At 64.3% G+C, this 18,432-nt stretch carries 14 protein-coding genes; 11 read left to right on the top strand and 3 right to left on the bottom strand.

Annotated features, from left to right (window positions below):
* Nucleotides 1-186: 186 nt before the first annotated feature.
* On the top strand, nucleotides 187-1,179 hold the full coding sequence (gene bioB / locus IVB46_RS23715) for a biotin synthase BioB (protein WP_247308565.1): 993 nt from the start codon (nucleotides 187-189) through the stop codon (nucleotides 1,177-1,179).
* A gap of 314 nt (nucleotides 1,180-1,493) precedes the next feature.
* Here bioB and frc read toward each other — a convergent pair whose 3' ends face one another.
* The 3 genes from frc to IVB46_RS23700 form a co-directional block, all read right to left on the bottom strand.
* Nucleotides 1,494-2,771, bottom strand: coding sequence for a formyl-CoA transferase (gene frc / locus IVB46_RS23710; protein ID WP_063984521.1), 1,278 nt, complete (start codon nucleotides 2,769-2,771; stop codon nucleotides 1,494-1,496).
* A gap of 66 nt (nucleotides 2,772-2,837) precedes the next feature.
* Nucleotides 2,838-4,571, bottom strand: coding sequence for an oxalyl-CoA decarboxylase (gene oxc / locus IVB46_RS23705; protein WP_247308567.1), 1,734 nt, complete (start codon nucleotides 4,569-4,571; stop codon nucleotides 2,838-2,840).
* Between the two features lie 74 nt (nucleotides 4,572-4,645).
* A complete protein-coding gene (locus IVB46_RS23700) occupies nucleotides 4,646-5,341 on the bottom strand; it encodes a GntR family transcriptional regulator (RefSeq protein WP_166105920.1) in 696 nt (231 codons plus the stop codon).
* Nucleotides 5,342-5,688: 347 nt separating this feature from the next.
* Here IVB46_RS23700 and IVB46_RS23695 point away from each other — a divergent pair, with 347 nt between their 5' ends.
* The 10 genes from IVB46_RS23695 (at nucleotide 5,689) to IVB46_RS23650 (ending at nucleotide 18,320) form a co-directional block, all read left to right on the top strand.
* Nucleotides 5,689-7,818, top strand: a complete 2,130-nt coding sequence (locus tag IVB46_RS23695) for an acetate--CoA ligase family protein (RefSeq protein ID WP_247308570.1) — start codon at nucleotides 5,689-5,691, stop codon at nucleotides 7,816-7,818.
* 216 nt (nucleotides 7,819-8,034) lie between these two features.
* The gene (locus IVB46_RS23690; RefSeq protein ID WP_063984517.1) at nucleotides 8,035-8,877 is read left to right on the top strand and encodes an IclR family transcriptional regulator; all 843 of its coding nucleotides are present in this window, start codon (nucleotides 8,035-8,037) and stop codon (nucleotides 8,875-8,877) included.
* Between the two features lie 113 nt (nucleotides 8,878-8,990).
* Nucleotides 8,991-9,959, top strand: coding sequence for a tripartite tricarboxylate transporter substrate binding protein (locus tag IVB46_RS23685; protein ID WP_247308572.1), 969 nt, complete (start codon nucleotides 8,991-8,993; stop codon nucleotides 9,957-9,959).
* Nucleotides 9,956-10,438, top strand: a complete 483-nt coding sequence (locus IVB46_RS23680) for a tripartite tricarboxylate transporter TctB family protein (RefSeq protein ID WP_247308573.1) — start codon at nucleotides 9,956-9,958, stop codon at nucleotides 10,436-10,438. The genes IVB46_RS23685 and IVB46_RS23680 overlap by 4 nt, the downstream gene beginning before the upstream one ends.
* Nucleotides 10,438-11,937, top strand: coding sequence for a tripartite tricarboxylate transporter permease (locus tag IVB46_RS23675; protein ID WP_028150271.1), 1,500 nt, complete (start codon nucleotides 10,438-10,440; stop codon nucleotides 11,935-11,937). Before IVB46_RS23680 ends, IVB46_RS23675 begins: the two co-directional genes overlap by 1 nt.
* 54 nt (nucleotides 11,938-11,991) lie before the next feature.
* Complete coding sequence (locus IVB46_RS23670; RefSeq protein WP_028150272.1) at nucleotides 11,992-12,792, top strand: NYN domain-containing protein; 801 nt, start codon at nucleotides 11,992-11,994, stop codon at nucleotides 12,790-12,792.
* Nucleotides 12,793-12,877: 85 nt separating this feature from the next.
* A complete protein-coding gene (locus IVB46_RS23665; RefSeq protein ID WP_247308576.1) occupies nucleotides 12,878-14,680 on the top strand; it encodes an adenine deaminase C-terminal domain-containing protein in 1,803 nt (600 codons plus the stop codon).
* Nucleotides 14,681-14,832: 152 nt separating this feature from the next.
* Nucleotides 14,833-16,623 (top strand): glyoxylate carboligase, encoded by a 1,791-nt coding sequence (gene gcl, locus IVB46_RS23660; protein ID WP_247308579.1) that lies wholly within the window; start codon nucleotides 14,833-14,835, stop codon nucleotides 16,621-16,623.
* Between the two features lie 11 nt (nucleotides 16,624-16,634).
* A complete protein-coding gene (gene hyi, locus IVB46_RS23655) occupies nucleotides 16,635-17,420 on the top strand; it encodes a hydroxypyruvate isomerase (protein ID WP_247308581.1) in 786 nt (261 codons plus the stop codon).
* A 12-nt stretch (nucleotides 17,421-17,432) separates the two neighbouring features.
* The gene (locus IVB46_RS23650; protein ID WP_247308583.1) at nucleotides 17,433-18,320 is read left to right on the top strand and encodes a 2-hydroxy-3-oxopropionate reductase; all 888 of its coding nucleotides are present in this window, start codon (nucleotides 17,433-17,435) and stop codon (nucleotides 18,318-18,320) included.
* Nucleotides 18,321-18,432 lie beyond the last annotated feature (112 nt).

Here is an 18,432-nt window from a genome sequence, read left to right as displayed (position 1 = left end):
TCTGCAGCGTTGCGCAGATGCTTTTGCGATGTGTTTCAGTCCCTCGCCTTGGCGGCTGCGTCGCTCGTACGTCGGGATAGCACGCCGGCTTAGACAACAATGGCACGCCGCCGCTTTTGTTCCAAGGACCCTGCGGACTGGCGCCAGGTTTGCGATAGTGCGATTGTCCCGCCGCAATGTCAGGAGATGTGTAATGCTCGGTGTGAACGACGGGAGACAATCCCCGCAAAGGAAAGGCCGCAAAGGTCTCAAAGATGGACCGGTGAAGATGCATGGGCGGCTTACCAGCTTCCCTTCAACGATCTGCTCTTCCGTTCACAATCCGTACATCGGGAGCATTTTGACCCAAATCGCGTGCAGTTGAGCCGGCTGCTGAACATCAAGACAGGTGGTTGTCCGGAAGACTGCGGTTACTGCAGCCAGTCGTCGCATCATGCGACCGCTCTTGCAGCCTCCAAGTTGATGGAGGTCGGGAAGATCGTTGCCGAGGCACGCAAGGCAAAAGACAGCGGCGCGACGCGTTATTGCATGGGCGCGGCCTGGCGCAATCCGAAGCCGCGCGACATGGATGCCATTGTCGAGGTCGTCGGAGCCGTGAAGGAGCTCGGGCTCGAGACCTGCATGACGCTCGGCATGCTCGACCGGGATCAGGCCGACCGGCTGAGTGCTGCCGGGCTTGATTACTACAATCACAATATCGATACCTCGGAGCGCTTCTATCCGAGCGTTACCTCCACCCGCACGTTCGCCGATCGTCTCGATACGCTGGAGCATGTCCGCGATGCCGGCATGAAAGTGTGCTGCGGCGGAATTCTCGGCATGGGTGAGAGCGAACAGGACCGCGTCGACATGCTGGTCACGCTCGCCAACCTCCCGGAAGCGCCGGAGAGCGTGCCGATCAACATGCTGATCCCGATTCCGGGAACGCCGATGGCGAAGGCGACGCCGATAGGTCCGATCGAGTTCGTGCGCATTGTCGCGCTGGCGCGTATCATGATGCCGGCCTCTTTCGTGCGACTCTCGGCGGGGCGGTCGGCGATGACCGACGAGATGCAGGCGCTGTGCTTCTTTGCCGGTGCAAACTCGATCTTCGTCGGCGACACGCTGCTGACGGCGGGCAATCCGCAGGACGAAGCCGATCGAAAGTTGTTCCGCCGGCTCGGACTGGAGGCGCTCTGACCTTTTTGCATGCCGCTGAGCCTCTTTCCCGATCATGCCCTGGCCGTTAGGTCGTTTGTCCGACGAACAACCCCTCGGCCGCTCTTCGCCGGGCAGGATATTGGCTTTGTCGGATCATGGCATAATGCCCCTGTTTTGCCCGACGTGTCAAAAGACATTTCGTGAAATACGAAATCGTTTATGACCAACAGGTTAGCTACTGTGCATGGGGTTGTTTTTCCATTTTTTAGTCACAGCCGCGACCGCACGGTCTTCTGAAGCAAAAAGGGCCGCCCCTTCGGGCGGCCCTTTCGTCTCATTCAACGTGGTGCGGCTTACTCAGCGGCCTGCTTCTGCGGCGGCTCGAGCGCGCCGGACTTGTGGATGTCGGCGACCTGGTGATCGCTGAAGCCGAGCACGCTGCGCAGGATCTCGTCGGTGTGCTCGCCGAGCAGCGGGGAGCGCTCCACCTCGCTCGGGCTATCCGACAGCTTGATCGGATTGCCGACCGAGATGTACTTGCCACGGGTCGGGTGATCGACCTCGACCACGGTGCCGGTCGCGCGCAGCGACTGGTCCTCGGCGATCTCCTTCATCGACAGGATCGGGCCGCAGGGGATGTCGTCCTTGTTGAGGATCTCCATCGCCTCGAACTTGGTCTTGGTCATCGTCCACTGTTCGATGCGGGCGAAGATCTCGTTGAGGCGCGGCAGGCGGACGGCCGGCTTGGCGTAGTTCGGATCGGTCTTCCAGGTGGGCTCGCCGATCACGTCGCAGATCTTCTCCCAGACCGGGGCCTGGGTGATGAAGTAGATGTAGGCGTTGGGATCGGTCTCCCAGCCCTTGCACTTCAGGATGCGGCCGGGCTGGCCGCCGCCGGAATCGTTGCCGGCGCGCGGCACGGCGTCGCCGAACGGAATGCCTTCGCCGAACTGGCTGTATTCCTTGAGCGGACCATGCGCGAGGCGCTGCTGGTCGCGCAGCTTGACGCGGGCGAGGTTGAGCACGCCGTCCTGCATCGCGGCGGTGACCTTCTGGCCCTTGCCCGAATGCGTGCGCTGATAGAGGGCGGTGACGATGCCGAGCGCGAGGTGCAGGCCGGTGCCGCTGTCGCCGATCTGCGCGCCGGTGACGAGCGGCAGGCCGTCGCGGAAGCCGGTGGTCGAGGCGGCGCCGCCGGTGCACTGCGCGACGTTCTCATAGACCTTGCAGTCTTCGTAGGGGCCAGGGCCAAAGCCCTTGATCGAGGCGACGATCATCTTCGGGTTGATCGCCTGGATCTTCTCCCAGGGAAAGCCCATGCGGTCGAGCACGCCGGGGCCGAAGTTTTCGACCAGCACGTCGCACTTCTTGATCAGCTCGGTGAGGACTTCCTTGCCCTTGGGGTTCTTGGTGTCGAGCGTGATCGAGCGCTTGTTGTGGTTGAGCATGGTGAAATACAGGCTGTCCACGTTCGGGATGTCCTGCAGCTGGCCGCGGGTAATGTCGCCCACGCCCGGACGTTCCACCTTGATCACGTCGGCGCCGAACCATGCCAGCAGCTGCGTGCAGGTCGGTCCGGACTGGACGTGGGTGAAGTCGAGAATGCGAACGCCCTTGAGCGCTTTGGTCATCGTGTTGCTCCGTATACTCTGTCTGCCCCCGCAAACCGCAGGGAATTAAGGGTTGAAGGGGAGGACTTACTTTTTCTTCTGCAGAACGCTCTGCGGATTGAGGTTGCCGATGCGGCCGCTCTCCGAGCCAGCGGCCGGATCGATCACCGCGTTGATGAGCGTCGGCTTGCCCGAGGCCATCGCCTCGTTGACGGCGCGCTTGAGCTCGTCGGGCGAGGTGGCATTCACGCCGACGCCGCCGAAGGCTTCCATCATCTTGTCGTAGCGCGCGCCCTTGACGAACACGGTCGTCGCCGGATCGGCGTTGACGCTGTTGACGTCGGTGCCGCGATAGATGCCGTCATTGTTGAAGATGACGACGCAGATCGGAAGGTTGTAGCGGCAGATGGTCTCGACCTCCATGCCGGAGAAGCCGAAGGCCGAGTCGCCTTCCACCGCCAGCACGGGATGGCCGGTCTCGAGCGCAGCCGCGATCGCCTGGCCCATGCCGATGCCCATCACGCCCCAGGTGCCGACGTCGAGACGCTTGCGCGGCCTGTACATGTCGATGACGCCGCGGGCGAGGTCGAGCGTGTTGGCGCCCTCGTTGACGAGGATCGCCTCGGGATGATCCTTGATGACGTTCTTCAGCACGCCGAGCGCGCCGTGATAGTCCATCGGCGACTTGTTGTTCATGAGCTTCGGCGCCATCTTGGCGACGTTCTCGTCACGCTTGGACACGATGGCCTTGGTCCATTCGGCCGGCGGCGCGGTCCAACCCGTGCTGATCGCCTGATTGAAGGCGGAGACGACCGAGCCGATGTCGCCGACGACGGGCGCGACGATCTCGACGTTGGAGTCCATTTCCCTGGGCTCGATGTCGACCTGGATGAACTTCTTCGGGGTCTCGCCCCAGCTCTTGCCCTTGCCGTGCGAGAGCAGCCAGTTCAGCCGGGCGCCGATCAGCAGCACGACGTCGGATTCTTTCAGCACCGTGGAGCGCGCGGCCCCAGCGCATTGCGGATGCGTGTCGGGGAGGAGGCCCTTGGCCATGCTCATCGGCAGGAACGGCACGCCGCTCTTCTCGACGAACGACTTGATCTCTTCATCGGCCTGCGCGTAGGCCGCGCCCTTGCCGAGGATGATGAGCGGACGCTTCGCCGCCTTGAGCACGTCGAGCGCGCGCTTGATCGAAGCGGGCGAGGGGATCTGCGCGGGCGCGGCGTCGATCACCTTGACCAGCGACTTCTGGCCGGCATCGGCGTTCATCACCTGGCCGAACAGCTTCGCCGGCAGGTCGAGATAGACGCCGCCCGGACGACCCGAGACCGCGGCGCGGATGGCGCGGGCGAGACCGATGCCGATGTCCTGGGCGTGCAGCACGCGATAGGCCGCCTTGCACAGCGGCTTGGCGATCGCGAGCTGGTCCATCTCTTCGTAGTCGCCCTGCTGGAGGTCGACGATCTCGCGCTCGGAGGAGCCCGAGATCAGGATCATCGGGTAGCAGTTGGTGGTGGCGTGCGCGAGCGCGGTGAGACCGTTGAGGAAGCCGGGCGCGGACACCGTGAGGCAGATGCCCGGCTTCTTGGTGAGGTAACCGGCGATGCCTGCGGCGTAACCGGCGTTCTGCTCGTGGCGGAACGAGATCATACGAATGCCTTCGGCCTGCGCCATGCGGCCCAAATCCGTGATCGGGATGCCCGGCACATTATAGATGGTGTTGATGCCGTTCAGCTTGAGCGCGTCGATGACGAGATGAAAGCCATCCGTCAATTCCTGCTCGGTGCCCGGTGCTTCGGACTTGGTCGCGGTATTCAGCATGGGCCTTGTCTCCCTGGTCTCATATGCCGTTTTAGGCTTTGTGGGCGAATGGCTCGCCCTTCTGGTGAACGTTGCTAGGTGAACAGTTCTTGACCGTGCGCTTCGACGTAAGCGGCAAGGCCAAGGGTGTGGTCGCGAGCGCGCTTCTCGGCGAGCTCGGTGTCGCGCGCTTCCAGTGCTTCGATCATGCTGAGATGCTCGGGCAGCGAAGTGGCGGTGCGATCCTTGCGTCCGATGGTGAGCTGGCGGTAGCCGCGCACGTGCAGCAGCAGATCGTTGGTGAGGTCGACCAGCACCGGCGATTCCGACAGCGAGATCAGCGCCTGGTGGAAGGCGATGTTGGCGCGCGAATATTCCTCGACGTGATCCTCGGGCAGGCGGTCCTTGCCGAAATCCTTGAAGTAGTCGCGCAGCGCCGTGATGTCTTTCTTGCGTGCGGTGGTGGTGATCAGGCGGGCCGCCATGCTCTCCAGCGCCGCCCAGGCGCGGATCATGTCGACGATCTCGCTCTTGGTTCTGCGCACCACCATGATGCCGCGGCGCGGAACCGTCTTCACGAAGCCGTCCTGCTCGAGCATCGCGATGGCTTCGCGGATCGGGGTGCGGCTCACACCCAGGCGTTCGGACAGCGCGCGCTCGTCGAGCATCACCGGCTCGGGCGTCGAGTAGATGTCCATCTTGAGGATGGCTTCCTTCAAGGCGTCATACGCCTTGTTCTTGAAGCTGCTCTCCGGGGCAATACGAACGATTGCGATATCTGCCTCGGTCATGTTCGGCAACGCCTTGGTTGGTTTCCGCAGTGACACGACGAATCTCCTCCAGTGGGAGTCGTCTTTTACAGGATTATTAACGGGAAAGTTTTTGGCATACCACATGCCAGAATGTCAAGCTGGCTATTTTTTGCGGCGTTCTAAGTCATGCAGCAGCTTGACAAGTTGGCTTCTGGCATACCAAATGCCATCGCCAGCCATTTTTGATCCAAAGCGGCGGAGTAATGTGGGCTTTATGCCACTCCGTTCCGCGACATGGAACAGAGCGCGGCGAATGGCAAGCATCACGGGCAGCCGCTACACGCGCGCGCTTTGAAAGAACGAACTGAGGTCAAGGGAGAAGCCATATGTCCAATTCCAAAGATGCCGTCCGCAAAGTGCTCGACCAGGTCAAGGCGGACAACCGCATCAGCCTGACCGCGCCGGAAGGCAAGCTGGTCTGCGACGCCTACGGCATTCCGGTGCCGAAGGAGGGTGTGGCCAGGTCGGCGGGTGAGGCCGGCAAAATGGCCTCCTCGATGGGCTTCCCGGTGGTGATGAAGATCGTCTCGCCGGACATTCTCCACAAGACCGAAGCCGGCGGCGTCATCGTCGGCCTCAAGACGGCCGAGGATGCCGAGAAGGCCTACGAGACCATTCTCTCCAACGCCAAGAAGTACAAGTCCGATGCCAAGATCGAGGGCGTCCAGGTGCAGCAGATGCTGGCCGGCGGCACCGAAGTCATCGTCGGCTCGATCACCGACGGCTCGTTCGGCAAGCTGGTCGCCTTCGGCCTCGGCGGCGTGCTGGTCGAAGTCTTGAAGGACATCACCTTCCGCCTCGCGCCCGCGACCAAGGAAGACGCGCTCTCGATGCTCGACGGCATCCAGGCGCATGAGATTTTGAAGGGCGTTCGCGGCGGCGAGCCGGTGAACCGTACGGCGCTCGCCGACGTCATCGTCAAGGTTTCGCAGCTCGTCACCGATTTCCCTGAAATCGTCGAGCTCGATCTCAACCCGGTGTTCGCGACGGCCAAGGACGCGATCGCCGCCGACGTGCGTATCGTCGTCGACTTCGCCTATGTGCCCAAGCCGAAGCCGCGCCCGACCGAAGAGATCGTCGCGGCCATGAGCCGCATCATGCAGCCGAAGGCGGTCGCCGTGGTCGGCGCCTCCGCCGAGGACGGCAAGATCGGCAACTCCGTGATGAAGAACCTCATCAACGGCGGCTACAAGGGCGACATCTATCCGATCCACCCCAAGGCCGCCGAGATCCTCGGCTACAAGGCTTACAAGAGCGTCAAGGACGTTCCGGGTGTGATCGACACGGCCGTGTTCGCTATCCCCGCGAAGTTCGTGGCGGCGGCGCTCACCGAATGCGGAGAGAAGAAAATCCCGGGTGCGGTGCTGATTCCGTCGGGCTTCGCCGAAGCCGGCGCGCCGGAGCTTCAGGCCGAGATCGTCGAGGTCGGCAAGAAGTACGACATCCGCCTGATGGGGCCGAACATTTACGGCTTCTATTATACGCCGGCCAATCTCTGCGCGACCTTCTGCACGGCTTACGACGTCAAGGGCCACGCGGCGCTGTCGTCGCAGTCGGGCGGCATCGGCATGGCCATCATCGGCTTCTCGCGCTCGGCCAAGATGGGCGTCTCGGCGATCGTTGGCCTCGGCAACAAGTCCGACATCGACGAGGACGATCTGCTCGCCTTCTTCGAGCAGGACCCAAACACGAACCTGATCGCGCAGCACTGCGAAGACCTCAAGGACGGCCGCGCCTTCGCGGAAGCCGCCAAGCGCGTCTCCAAGAAGAAGCCGGTCATCGTGCTCAAGGCCGGCCGCACCTCGGCCGGCGCAAAGGCGGCCTCGTCGCATACCGGCGCGCTCGCCGGTAACGACAAGATCTACGAGGACGTCCTGGCGCAGTCCGGCGTGATCCGGGCCCGCTCGCTGCGGCAGCTGCTCGAATTCGCCCGTGGCGTGCCGGTGCTGCCGACGCCGAAGGGCGAGAACGTGCTGATCATCACCGGTGCGGGCGGTTCTGGCGTGCTGCTGTCGGACTCCTGCGTCGACAACGGCCTGTCGCTGATGTCGATGCCGCCGGATCTGGATGCGGCCTTCCGCAAATTCATCCCGCCGTTCGGTGCGGCCGGAAATCCTGTGGATATCACCGGCGGCGAGCCGCCGATCACCTACGTCAACACGGTGAAGCTCGGCCTGTCGGACGAGCGGATCCATTCGCTGATCCTCGGCTACTGGCACACCATCGTCACGCCGCCGATGGTGTTCGCCCGCAACATGGTCGAGGTGAAGAAGGAGATGGAGGCCAAGGGCTTCGTGAAGCCGATCGTCGCCTCGCTCGCCGGCGACGTCGAGGTCGAGGAAGCCGCCGAATATCTCTATCAGAACGGCATCCCGGCCTACGCCTACTCCACCGAGCTTCCGGTCGAGGTGCTCGGCGCCAAGTACAAGTGGGCGCGCGGGGCAGGGCTGCTCTGAGACGACGACGACGCTTCGGTATGATCCGGAGCGGGTGGTTATTCACCTCTCCCCGCGCGCGGGGAGAGGTCGAATTGCGAAGCAATTCGGGTGAGGGGGACTCTCCACGAGTCTAACTGTCACCGTCCTTGCGGAGACTCCCCCTCATCCTGACCCTCTCCCCGCAAGCGGGGAGAGGGAAATAAGAATAGGGCGAGGGAGAACGGTCAGGTCGCGATGAGCAAGAACGTGATCCGGCGCAAATCGCTCGAGCCTCGATCGCCATCGGAGGCCGACCACGACGCGCGCGATGGCGGCGTGCAGTCCGTCGACCGCGCGCTGTCGATCCTTGAAACGCTGGCCGAAGACGACGAAGGCTATCGCCTCAGCGACCTCGCCGTGCGCACCGGCCTGTCGGCCTCGACCGTGCACCGCCTGCTGGCGACGCTGGAGAGCCGCCGCTTCGTGCAGTTCGACCGCGCCCAGTCCAAATGGCATGTCGGCGTGCGCAGCTTCACGGTCGGCGCGAGCTTTGCCCGGCGGCGTAATTTCTCCACGCAGGCGATTCCTTACTTGCGCAAGCTGCGCGATCTCACCCGCGAGACCGCCAATCTCGCTGTCGTCGACGACGAGTTCATCATCGTGCTGACCCGCATGGAGAGCCGCGAGATCATGCGCTCGCTGACCCAGGTCGGCGGCCGCGTCGCCATGGTGACGTCAGGCGTCGGCAAGGCAGTACTCGCGACTTATTCGGACGAGGACGTCGGCGCGGTCATCCGCCATCACGGCATGCCTCGCCTGACCGAGAAGTCGATCGTGCGGCCGGGCGATCTGTTCAAGGAGCTCGAGAAGATCCGCAAGCAGGGTTTTGCGCTCGACGATGAAGAAGCCTGTATGGGCCTGCGCTGTATTGCCGCAGTGGTCTACAACGACTGCGCCGAGCCGCTCGCGGCGATTTCCGTCTCGGGCATGACCAGCCGCCTGACCGACGACAGATTGCCGGAAATCGGCCAAATCGTGCGCGAAGTCGCCGGCGAATTGACCGTCGCGCTCGGTGGAGTGATGCCGAAGTCTGGCTAACAAGGAACTGGGCCTGTCGCTGGACAGCATCGGCCGTTTTGGCTGATATGCGACCAAACGACACAATGCGGCAACCGATCAACGACGTCCGCACGAGCCCGGAGAATACCCTCATGTTTCAATTTCCCGCGCGCCTTGTCGGCGCAGCCGTCGCGTTGACCCTTGCGGCAGCTACGCCGGCCTTCGCCCAGCCGCTGGAGCTCAAGCTGATGGCGCCGGCGGCCCCGGTCGGGGGCTGGGACCAGACCGCGCGCTCGATGCAGCAGGCGCTGGTTGCCGCGGGCGTCGCGCGCAGCGTGCAGGTCACCAACGTTCCCGGCGCCGGCGGCAGCATCGGCATCGCGCAGTTCGTCAACGGCGCCAAGGGCGATGGCAACCAGCTGATGGTCAACGGCTTCGTCATGGTGGGCGCGCTCGCCATGAACAAATCGCCTGTCACGCTCGAGCAGGTGACGCCGATCGCGCGCCTCACCGAGGAAATCCAGGTGATCGTTGTGCCGGCGAATTCGCCTATCAAGACCGCGCAGGATCTCGCCGCCGCGGTGAAAGCCGACATCGCCAAGGTGACCTTCGCCGGCGGCTCGGCCGGCGGCGTCGACCATGTCATGGCGGCGCTGTTCGCGGGCGCCGTCGGCGCCGATGCGAAGAAGATCAACTACATCCCGTTCTCCGGCGGTGGCGAATCGCTGGCGGCAATCCTCGGCGGCAAGGTCACCGCGGGCATTTCGGGGCTGAGCGAATATGACGGGCAGATCAAGTCCGGCAAGCTGCGCGCGATCGGCGTGACCTCGGAGAAGCGCATCGCGGGCAGCGACATCCCGACCTTTAGGGAGCAAGGCATCGACCTCGTGATCGCCAACTGGCGTTCGGTGGTCGCGCCTCCCGGCATCACGCCGGAGCAGCGCAAGACGCTGAGCGATGCGGTCGAGAAGATGGTGAAGTCGGACGCCTGGAAGGAGATCCTCAAGCAGAAGGGCTGGGAGGATGCCTATCTCGGCGGCGACGCCTTCGCCGACTTCCTGAAGAAGGAAACCGTGCGCGTCACCGACGTGCTGAAATCGGTCGGCCTGGTCAAGTCATGACCTCAGGCGATCCCGCCCAGCCGCGGCGCGTCGATCGCGCCGGCATCGTCATAGCTGTATTGCTCGCAGGTCTCGCCGCGGTGCTGGTCTGGGACGCGCGCGGGCTGCAATCCACTGCGATGTATGGGATGGGACCGGAGGCGATGCCGGTCGTGGTCGCCACCGGCCTCGCGCTGCTCGCGATCGGCAATTTCATCGACGCGCTGCGCGGCAATCTGCCGGCGCGCGAGAGGGCCGATCCCGTGCCTGTGGTTCTGATCCTCGTTGGCCTTGCGCTGCTGATCGCCATCATCGGCTTCGGCGGCGGCTTCATCCTGGCGACGTCGGCGCTGTTCGTGACGACGTCGGCGGCGTTTGGGCGCCGTGCCATCCTCGTCGACAGCATCATCGCCCTCGTGATGTCCACCCTCATTTATCTCGCGTTCGACCGGCTGTTGACGCTGAGCCTTCCGACCGGTCCGCTGGAGCGACTGCTGTGATGGACACCTTTGCCGCGCTGGCCCACGGCATGGCGGTCGCCGTCCAGCCGATGAACCTCCTCTATGCGCTGATCGGCGTGTTCCTCGGCACGGCCGTGGGCGTGCTGCCCGGCATCGGCCCGGCCCTGACGGTCGCGCTGCTGCTGCCGGTGACCTACAAGCTCGATCCCGGCGGCTCGCTCATCATGTTCGCCGGCATCTATTACGGCGGCATGTATGGCGGATCGACCACCGCCATCCTCATCAACACGCCCGGCGAGAGCGCATCGATGGCGACCGCGCTCGAGGGCAACAAGATGGCCAAGGCCGGCCGCGGCGGGCCGGCGCTTGCGACGTCCGCAATCGGCTCCTTCGTCGCCGGCACCATTGCCACGATTGGCTTGGCCTTTCTCGCGCCGTGGCTGGTCGATTTCGCGGTGCGCTTCGGCCCCGAGGACTATTTCGCGCTGATGTGCGTCGCCTTCGTCACGGTGTCGGCGACCTTTGGCGATTCCCCGATCCGCGGCCTGACCAGTCTGTTCATCGGCCTGACGCTGGGCCTCGTCGGCATCGACAAGCTGACCGGTCAGGCGCGGCTTGCCTTCGGCGTCCCTGAATTGCTCGACGGCGTCGAGGTGACCACGCTTGCGGTCGGTCTGTTCGCGGTGGGCGAGGCGCTCTACGTCGCATCGCGGCGCCACCACACCGAGGAGAAGCTCGAGCCGGTGCGCGGCTCGCTGTGGATGACAAAAGAAGACTGGAAGCGCTCGTGGAAGCCGTGGCTGCGCGGCACCATGTTCGGCTTTCCGATCGGCGCGCTGCCCGCAGGCGGCGCGGAGATTCCGACCTTCCTGTCCTATTCCACTGAGAAGCGGCTCACAAAACATCCGGAAGAATTCGGCAAGGGCGCGATCGAAGGCGTCGCGGGACCGGAGGCCGCCAACAACGCCTCCGCCGCCGGCACGCTGGTGCCGCTGCTGACGCTGGGATTGCCGACCTCGGCAACGGCCGCGATGATGCTGGCGGGGTTCCAGCAGTACGGCCTCAACCCGGGGCCGCTGCTGTTTGCCGAGCGGCCTGACCTCGTGTGGGGCCTGATCGCCAGTCTCTTCATCGCCAATTGCATGTTGCTGGTGCTCAATCTGCCGCTGGTCGGCCTGTGGGTGCGGCTGCTCGCGATCCCGCAGCCCTGGCTCTATGCCGGCATTCTCGTGTTCGCGACCATGGGCACCATCGCCGCAAAGCCGTCGGTGGTCGAATTGTCGATGCTCGCCGGCTTCGGCGTGCTCGGTTTCCTGATGCGCCGGTTCGACTTTCCGATCGCGCCGGTCGTCGTCGGCCTGATCCTCGGTCCGATCGCCGAGAGCCAGCTGCGCCGCGCGCTCGCGATCAGCCTCGGCGATCCCATGACGCTGCTCCAGAGCCCGATCTCGGCGACGCTGCTCGGCATTGCGCTGGTTGCGCTGCTGGCCCCGTTCGTGCTGAAGGGGATGGGGCGCTTCAAGGCGAACGAGGACTAGCCGTCCCGGCGCGCGCGTCCTCTAATGCTGCATCCAGCTCGTTGAGGAAACGCCATGCCGTCGGAACTTCGCTCGCCCCGTCTCGCCGTCCTGATCGATGCCGACAACGCCTCTGCGAAGATCGCGGATGGGCTGTTCGAGGAGATTGCCAAGATCGGCGAGGCCAGCGTCCGCCGCATCTACGGCGACTTCTCCAATGCGCGGTCCAGGGGCTGGGCCGACATCCTGTCCAAACACGCCATCATCCCACAGCAGCAATTCGCCTATACGACGGGAAAGAATGCCTCCGACATAACCCTGGTCATCGACGCGATGGACCTGCTTCACAGCGGCCGGTTCGACGGCTTCTGCCTGGTCTCGTCCGACAGCGACTTTACCCGTCTGGCCGCCCGCATCCGTGAGCAGGGCGTCGACGTGTTCGGGTTCGGCGAGCAGAAGACGCCGGAAAGTTTCAGGCAGGCCTGCCGAAGGTTCGTCTACACCGAGAACCTGGTCTCCGTCCCGGCGACCACCCAGGATGCCGCCTCAAGATCGACGTCGCTTCAGCCGCCCGATGCAGCCACGCCCATCATCAAGAAGGTCATCACCCAGATGGAGAGCGAGGACGGCTGGGTCGCGCTCGGCGAAGTCGGCCGGCAGCTCGCCAATCTGGCCTCCGATTTCGATCCGAGAACGTTCGGGTTCCGCAAGCTGAGTGACCTCGTGCGCAAGACGAATTCGTTCGAGATCGATGAGCCAAAGGGCCGGTCGATGCGAATTCGGGTCAAGCCCGCTGCTGCAGCACCGCCGAGAAGGCGGAACCCGCGCAGGCCCGCAAGGGCGGGGACGACGGGCAGTTCGGCGCCTAAGGCGTAAGCAGGGCCTGCCGTTATATTTGCGCTTGCCCGCTATAGCGCAGGGCGTAACCATCGCTGGGCCGTAACGCCACGCGAGGGTCCCGATGACCAGACTTACCCGCTTCGCCGTCGCACCGCTGCATTCGATGACCCGGCGTCTGGCCGATGTCGCCTCCGCACGCGTCGCACCGGATCTCGTCGTCACGGGGGCCCGGGTGCTTTCGACCTATTCGGAACGCATCCATCCCGGTCGGGAGGTCTGGATCACCGGTGGCCGCGTCGCAGCGGTGAAACCGGCCGGGACGGCGAAGAAGATCTCGGGCGGGGTGCCGCTTTACGACGCCGCCGGCGGCATCATCGCGCCGGGGCTGGTCGATCCGCACATCCACATCGAATCCTCCATGGTGACGGCCTGCGCCTATGCCGAGGCTGCGCTCCTCAACGGCACCACCACGATCTTCTGCGACAGCCACGAGATCGGCAACGTCATGGACGTCGCCGGTGTCGAGGCGATGCTGGAGGACGCGCGCGAGGCGCCGCTCTCGATCTTTTTGACGGTGCCGAGCACGGTGCCGGCCACGTCGGCGGAACTGGAGACCGCGGGCGGCGACCTCACGCCAGACAAGATCGCCGGCCTGTTCGACCGCTGGCCCGAAGCGGTCGCGCTCGGCGAGAAGATGGATTTCGTGCCTGTCACGATGGGCGACGAGCGCAGCCATGCCATCCTTGCCGCGGCCTTGAAGCGGGGACGGCCGGTGTCCGGACACGTTTACGGCCGTGAATTCGTCGCGGCCTATGCGGCGTCCGGTGTCACCGACACCCATGAGGCGATCGATCGCGATATCGCCGACGATCTGCTCGACGCCGGCGTCTGGGTGTTCCTGCGCGGCGGTCCGCCGACCACGCCCTGGCATTCGCTGCCGCAGGCGATCCGCACCATCACCGAGCTCGGGGCGTCGCACAAACGTACGGCGGTGTGCACCGACGACCGTGATGCCGACGATCTTCTGCTGTTTGGTCTCGACTGGGTGGTGCGCGAGGCCGTAAAGGCCGGCATGTCGCCCGAACAGGCCTGGTCGATGGGCTCGCTGCATGGCGCCACACGCTTCGGCATGGAGGGCGATATCGGCGGGCTCGGCGGCGGCCGCCGCGCCGATCTCGTGCTGATGGACGATCAGCTCAGACCGCAATGCACCTGGTATGGCGGCGAGCTGGTGGTCGAGCATGGCAAGATCACGCCGCGGCTCGATCAGGCGTTGTCGCAGCGCTATCAATATCCGAAGGCAGCCTACGTGACGGTGAAGCTCCCGGAGAAGGTCAAGCTGACGCCGGAATTGCCGGCGAAGGCGTGTACCGTCAACGCCATCAAGACGGCGCTGCCGGGCATTACGCTGATCCATGAGAAGGTCGCGATCGAGCCGGCCAAGGATTGGCCGTCGCTGTTTGAGCGCTATGGCCTGTGCTTCGTCACGGTGGTCGAGCGCCACGGCAAGTCGGCCGGCAATGTCGCCTACGGCCTGCTGAAGGATTTCGGCCTGAAGCGCGGGGCGGTCGCCTCCAGCGTCGGGCACGACAGTCACAACATCATCGTCGCCGGCACCAACGAGGGCGACATGCAGGCGGCGATATCGGCCATCAAGGCGGAACAGGGCGGCGTTTGCGTCGTCGCCGACGGCAAGGTGAGGGCGCTGGTCCCGCTGCCGATCGCCGGCCTTCTCTCCGACAAACGGGTTACCGAGGTCGCCGAAGCGGTCAAGGTGCTGAAGAAGGAATGGGCCGAAGCCGGCTGCACCATCCCCTACATGGGCTTCAATTTGATTCCACTATCGGTCATTCCGGAAATTCGCATCACCGACAAGGGCCTCGTGCTGGTGCCGCAGATGGAGCTCGCGCCACTGTTCGAGTGAGCGGCTTTCACGCCGATGTCGATCTAACCGCTTGAGACCGCCGCGGTTTTTCCACGGCTGCCGCATCGTGGAAAATAAAATCGATCTCGTTGAGATCGCATCTTGCACGCCTGATGATCGCACTCGCTGACGCAACTCAAGCGAGGTCCGATATGGCGAAGATGCGAGCCGTTGATGCTGCCGTGCGAATTCTGGAGAAAGAGGGCATCTCGACTGCCTTCGGCGTTCCCGGGGCCGCGATCAATCCGCTGTACTCGGCGCTGAAGAAGCGCGGGTCGATCCGCCACATTCTCGCGCGCCATGTCGAGGGCGCCTCGCATATGGCCGAGGGCTATACGCGGGCGAAGGCCGGCAATATCGGCGTCTGCATCGGCACGTCGGGGCCGGCCGGCACCGACATGATCACCGGGCTCTATTCGGCGATCGCCGATTCCATTCCGATCCTCTGCATCACCGGGCAGGCGCCGCGCGCACGGCTCTACAAGGAAGACTTCCAGGCGGTCGACATCGAGTCGATCGCAAAGCCCGTGACCAAATGGGCTGTGACCGTGCGCGAGCCGGCGCTGGTGCCGCGTGTGTTCAGCCAGGCGTTCCACATCATGCGCTCGGGCCGGCCGGGTCCGGTGCTGATCGACATGCCGCTCGACGTGCAGCTCGCCGAGATCGAGTTCGACGACGAGACCTATGAGCCGCTGTCGGTCTACAAGCCCACCGCGACGCGCAAGCAGGTCGAGAAGGCGCTGGAGATGCTCAATGCCGCCGAGCGGCCGCTGATCGTCGCCGGTGGCGGTATCATCAACGCCGACGCCTCGGACCTGCTGGTGGAATTCGCCGAGATCACCAACGTGCCGGTCGTGCCGACGTTGATGGCGTGGGGTGCGATCCCCGACGACCACGTGCTGATGGCCGGCATGGTCGGCCTGCAGACCAGCCACCGCTATGGCAATGCGACCATGCTGGAATCCGACTTCGTGCTCGGCATCGGCAACCGCTGGGCCAATCGCCACACCGGCTCGGTCGAGACCTACACCAAGGGCCGCACCTTCGTGCATGTCGACATCGAGCCGACCCAGATCGGGCGCGTGTTCAATCCGGATCTCGGCATCGTCTCGGACGCCAAGGCCGCGCTCGAGCTCTTCGTCACCGTCGCCAGGGAGTGGCGCCGGTCAGGCAGGCTCCGCGAGCGCCAGGCGTGGCCCGCGGCCTGCCGCGATCGCAAGAAGACGATGCTGCGCAAGAGCCATTTCGACAATGTCCCGATCAAGCCGCAGCGCGTCTATGAGGAGATGAACAAGGCCTTCGGCCGCGACACCACCTATGTCACCGTGATCGGCTTGTCGCAGATCGCCGGCGCGCAGTTCTTGGGCGTCTACAAGCCGCGCAACTGGATCAATGCCGGGCAAGCCGGCCCGCTCGGCTGGACGCTGCCTGCCGCGCTCGGGGTGCGTGCGGCATGCCCGGATCGCGAGATCGTCGCGCTGTCCGGCGATTACGACTTCCAGTTCCTGATCGAGGAGCTCGCGGTCGGCGCGCAGTTCAATCTGCCCTACATCCACGTCGTCGTGAACAATTCCTATCTCGGCCTGATCCGCCAGGCCCAGCGCGGCTTCGACATGGATTACCACGTCCAGCTCTCCTTCGAGAACGTCAACGCACCGGAGCTTGGTGGCTACGGCGTCGACCATGTCGCGGTCGCCGAAGGCCTGGGCTGCAAGGCGATCCGCGTCACCGATCCCAAGGATACGCAGGCGGCGTTTGCGACCGCGCGTGAATTGATGGCGAAGCACCGCGTGCCTGTCGTGGTCGAGTTCATTCTCGAGCGCGTCACCAACATCGCGATGGGCACGGAGATCGACAACATCGTCGAGTTCGAGGAGGTGCTGGACTTGCCGCTGGACGAGGTCGGGACCAAGCGGCCCGGCGTGCTGCAGCCGGCGGAATAGGGGAGAGCATCATGCCGAAATTTGCCGCCAACCTCACCATGCTCTTCAACGAGATGCCGTTTCCCGATCGCTTCGCCGCGGCGAAAGCGGCGGGCTTCTCCGGGATCGAGTATCTCTTCCCGTACGATTTCGACAAGGCGCTGCTGCGCGAGCAGCTCGAGGCTCACGGGCTGACGCAGGTGCTGCACAACCTTCCAGCGGGAAACTGGGCAGCGGGCGAGCGCGGCATCGCGATCCTGCCCGATCGCGTCAGTGAATTTCGCGACGGCGTGTTTCGTGCCATCGACTACGCTAAGGCGCTCGATTGCGAGCAGCTCAATTGCCTCGTCGGCATCGCGCCTGCCGATGCCGACCCGCGCGAGCTCAACGAAACGCTGGTTGGCAACCTTCGCTTTGCCGCCTCGACGCTGGCGCGCGAGAACATCAAGCTCCTGGTCGAGCCGATCAACACGCTCGACATTCCCGGCTTCCACCTCAACGGCACCGAGCAGGCGGTTCAGCTGATCTCCGAGGTGCGGTCGAACAATCTGTTCATCCAGTACGACATCTACCACATGCAGATCATGGAGGGCGATCTCGCCCGGACCATGCAGGAATATCTCCCCCAAATCGCCCATATCCAGCTCGCCGACAATCCCGGTCGCCACGAGCCCGGCACCGGCGAGATCAACTATCCCTTCCTGTTCCGCCACCTCGACGCGATCGGCTATCGCGGCTGGATCGGCTGCGAATACAAGCCGCGCACCACGACGCTGGAAGGCCTGTCCTGGCACGTCGCGCAGACATTTGAGACCTGAGGAAACGTAGACATGATCGACATCGGCTTCATCGGACTTGGCACCATGGGACGGCCGATGGCCGGCCATCTTCTGGCCGCAGGCCATCGCGTGCTGCTCCACGACGTTACGCCCGTGTCGCCCGAGCTGATCGCGGCGGGCGGCATCGCCTGCAAATCGGCGAAGGAAGTCGCGGAGGAGGCGGATGCGGTCATCATCATGGTGCCTGACACCCCGCATGTGGAGGCGGTGCTGTTCGGCAAGGACGGCGTCGCGAGCGGCATCTCCAAGGGCAAGATCGTCGTCGACATGAGCTCGATCTCGCCGCTGGCGACCAAGGAATTCGCGAAGAAGATCGAGGCGCTGGGCGCGGACTATCTCGACGCGCCGGTGTCGGGCGGCGAGGTCGGGGCCAAGGCCGCGACCCTCACCATCATGGTCGGCGGCCCGGAGCGGGCCTTTGGCACCATGAAGCCGATCTTCGACAAGATGGGCAAGAACGTCACGCATGTCGGCGCCAATGGCGATGGCCAGACGACGAAGGTGGCCAACCAGATCATCGTCGCACTGACGATCGAGGCGGTGAGCGAAGCGCTGCTGTTCGCATCCAAGGCGGGGGCCAATCCCGCCCTCGTGCGCAAGGCGCTGATGGGCGGTTTTGCATCGTCGCGGATTCTCGAAGTGCATGGCGAGCGCATGGTGAAGCGCAATTTCGAGCCGGGTTTCCGCATCGAGCTGCACCAGAAGGACCTCAACCTCGCGCTCGAAGGTGCGCGCGCGCTCGGCCTGTCGCTACCGAGCACGGCATTGGCGCAGCAATTGTTCTCGTCCTGCGCCGCGCATGGCGGCAAGGCCTGGGATCATTCCGCGATGGTGCGGGCACTGGAACTGATGGCGGGGCACGAGATCGCCGCGACCTGAATTGTTACCCGGTAACAGTCTCCAGATTTGACGCGCCTTTCATCATGGGGGAACCGGAACAATGCTCCGGCCCCGCGGTTGACGGCGCATCAACAAACACTGGAGAGTGTGG

The sequence above is a fragment of the Bradyrhizobium sp. 61 genome (assembly GCF_023073075.1).
Lineage (GTDB): Bacteria > Pseudomonadota > Alphaproteobacteria > Rhizobiales > Xanthobacteraceae > Bradyrhizobium > Bradyrhizobium barranii.
This window is presented reverse-complemented; position numbering and strand designations above follow the sequence as displayed.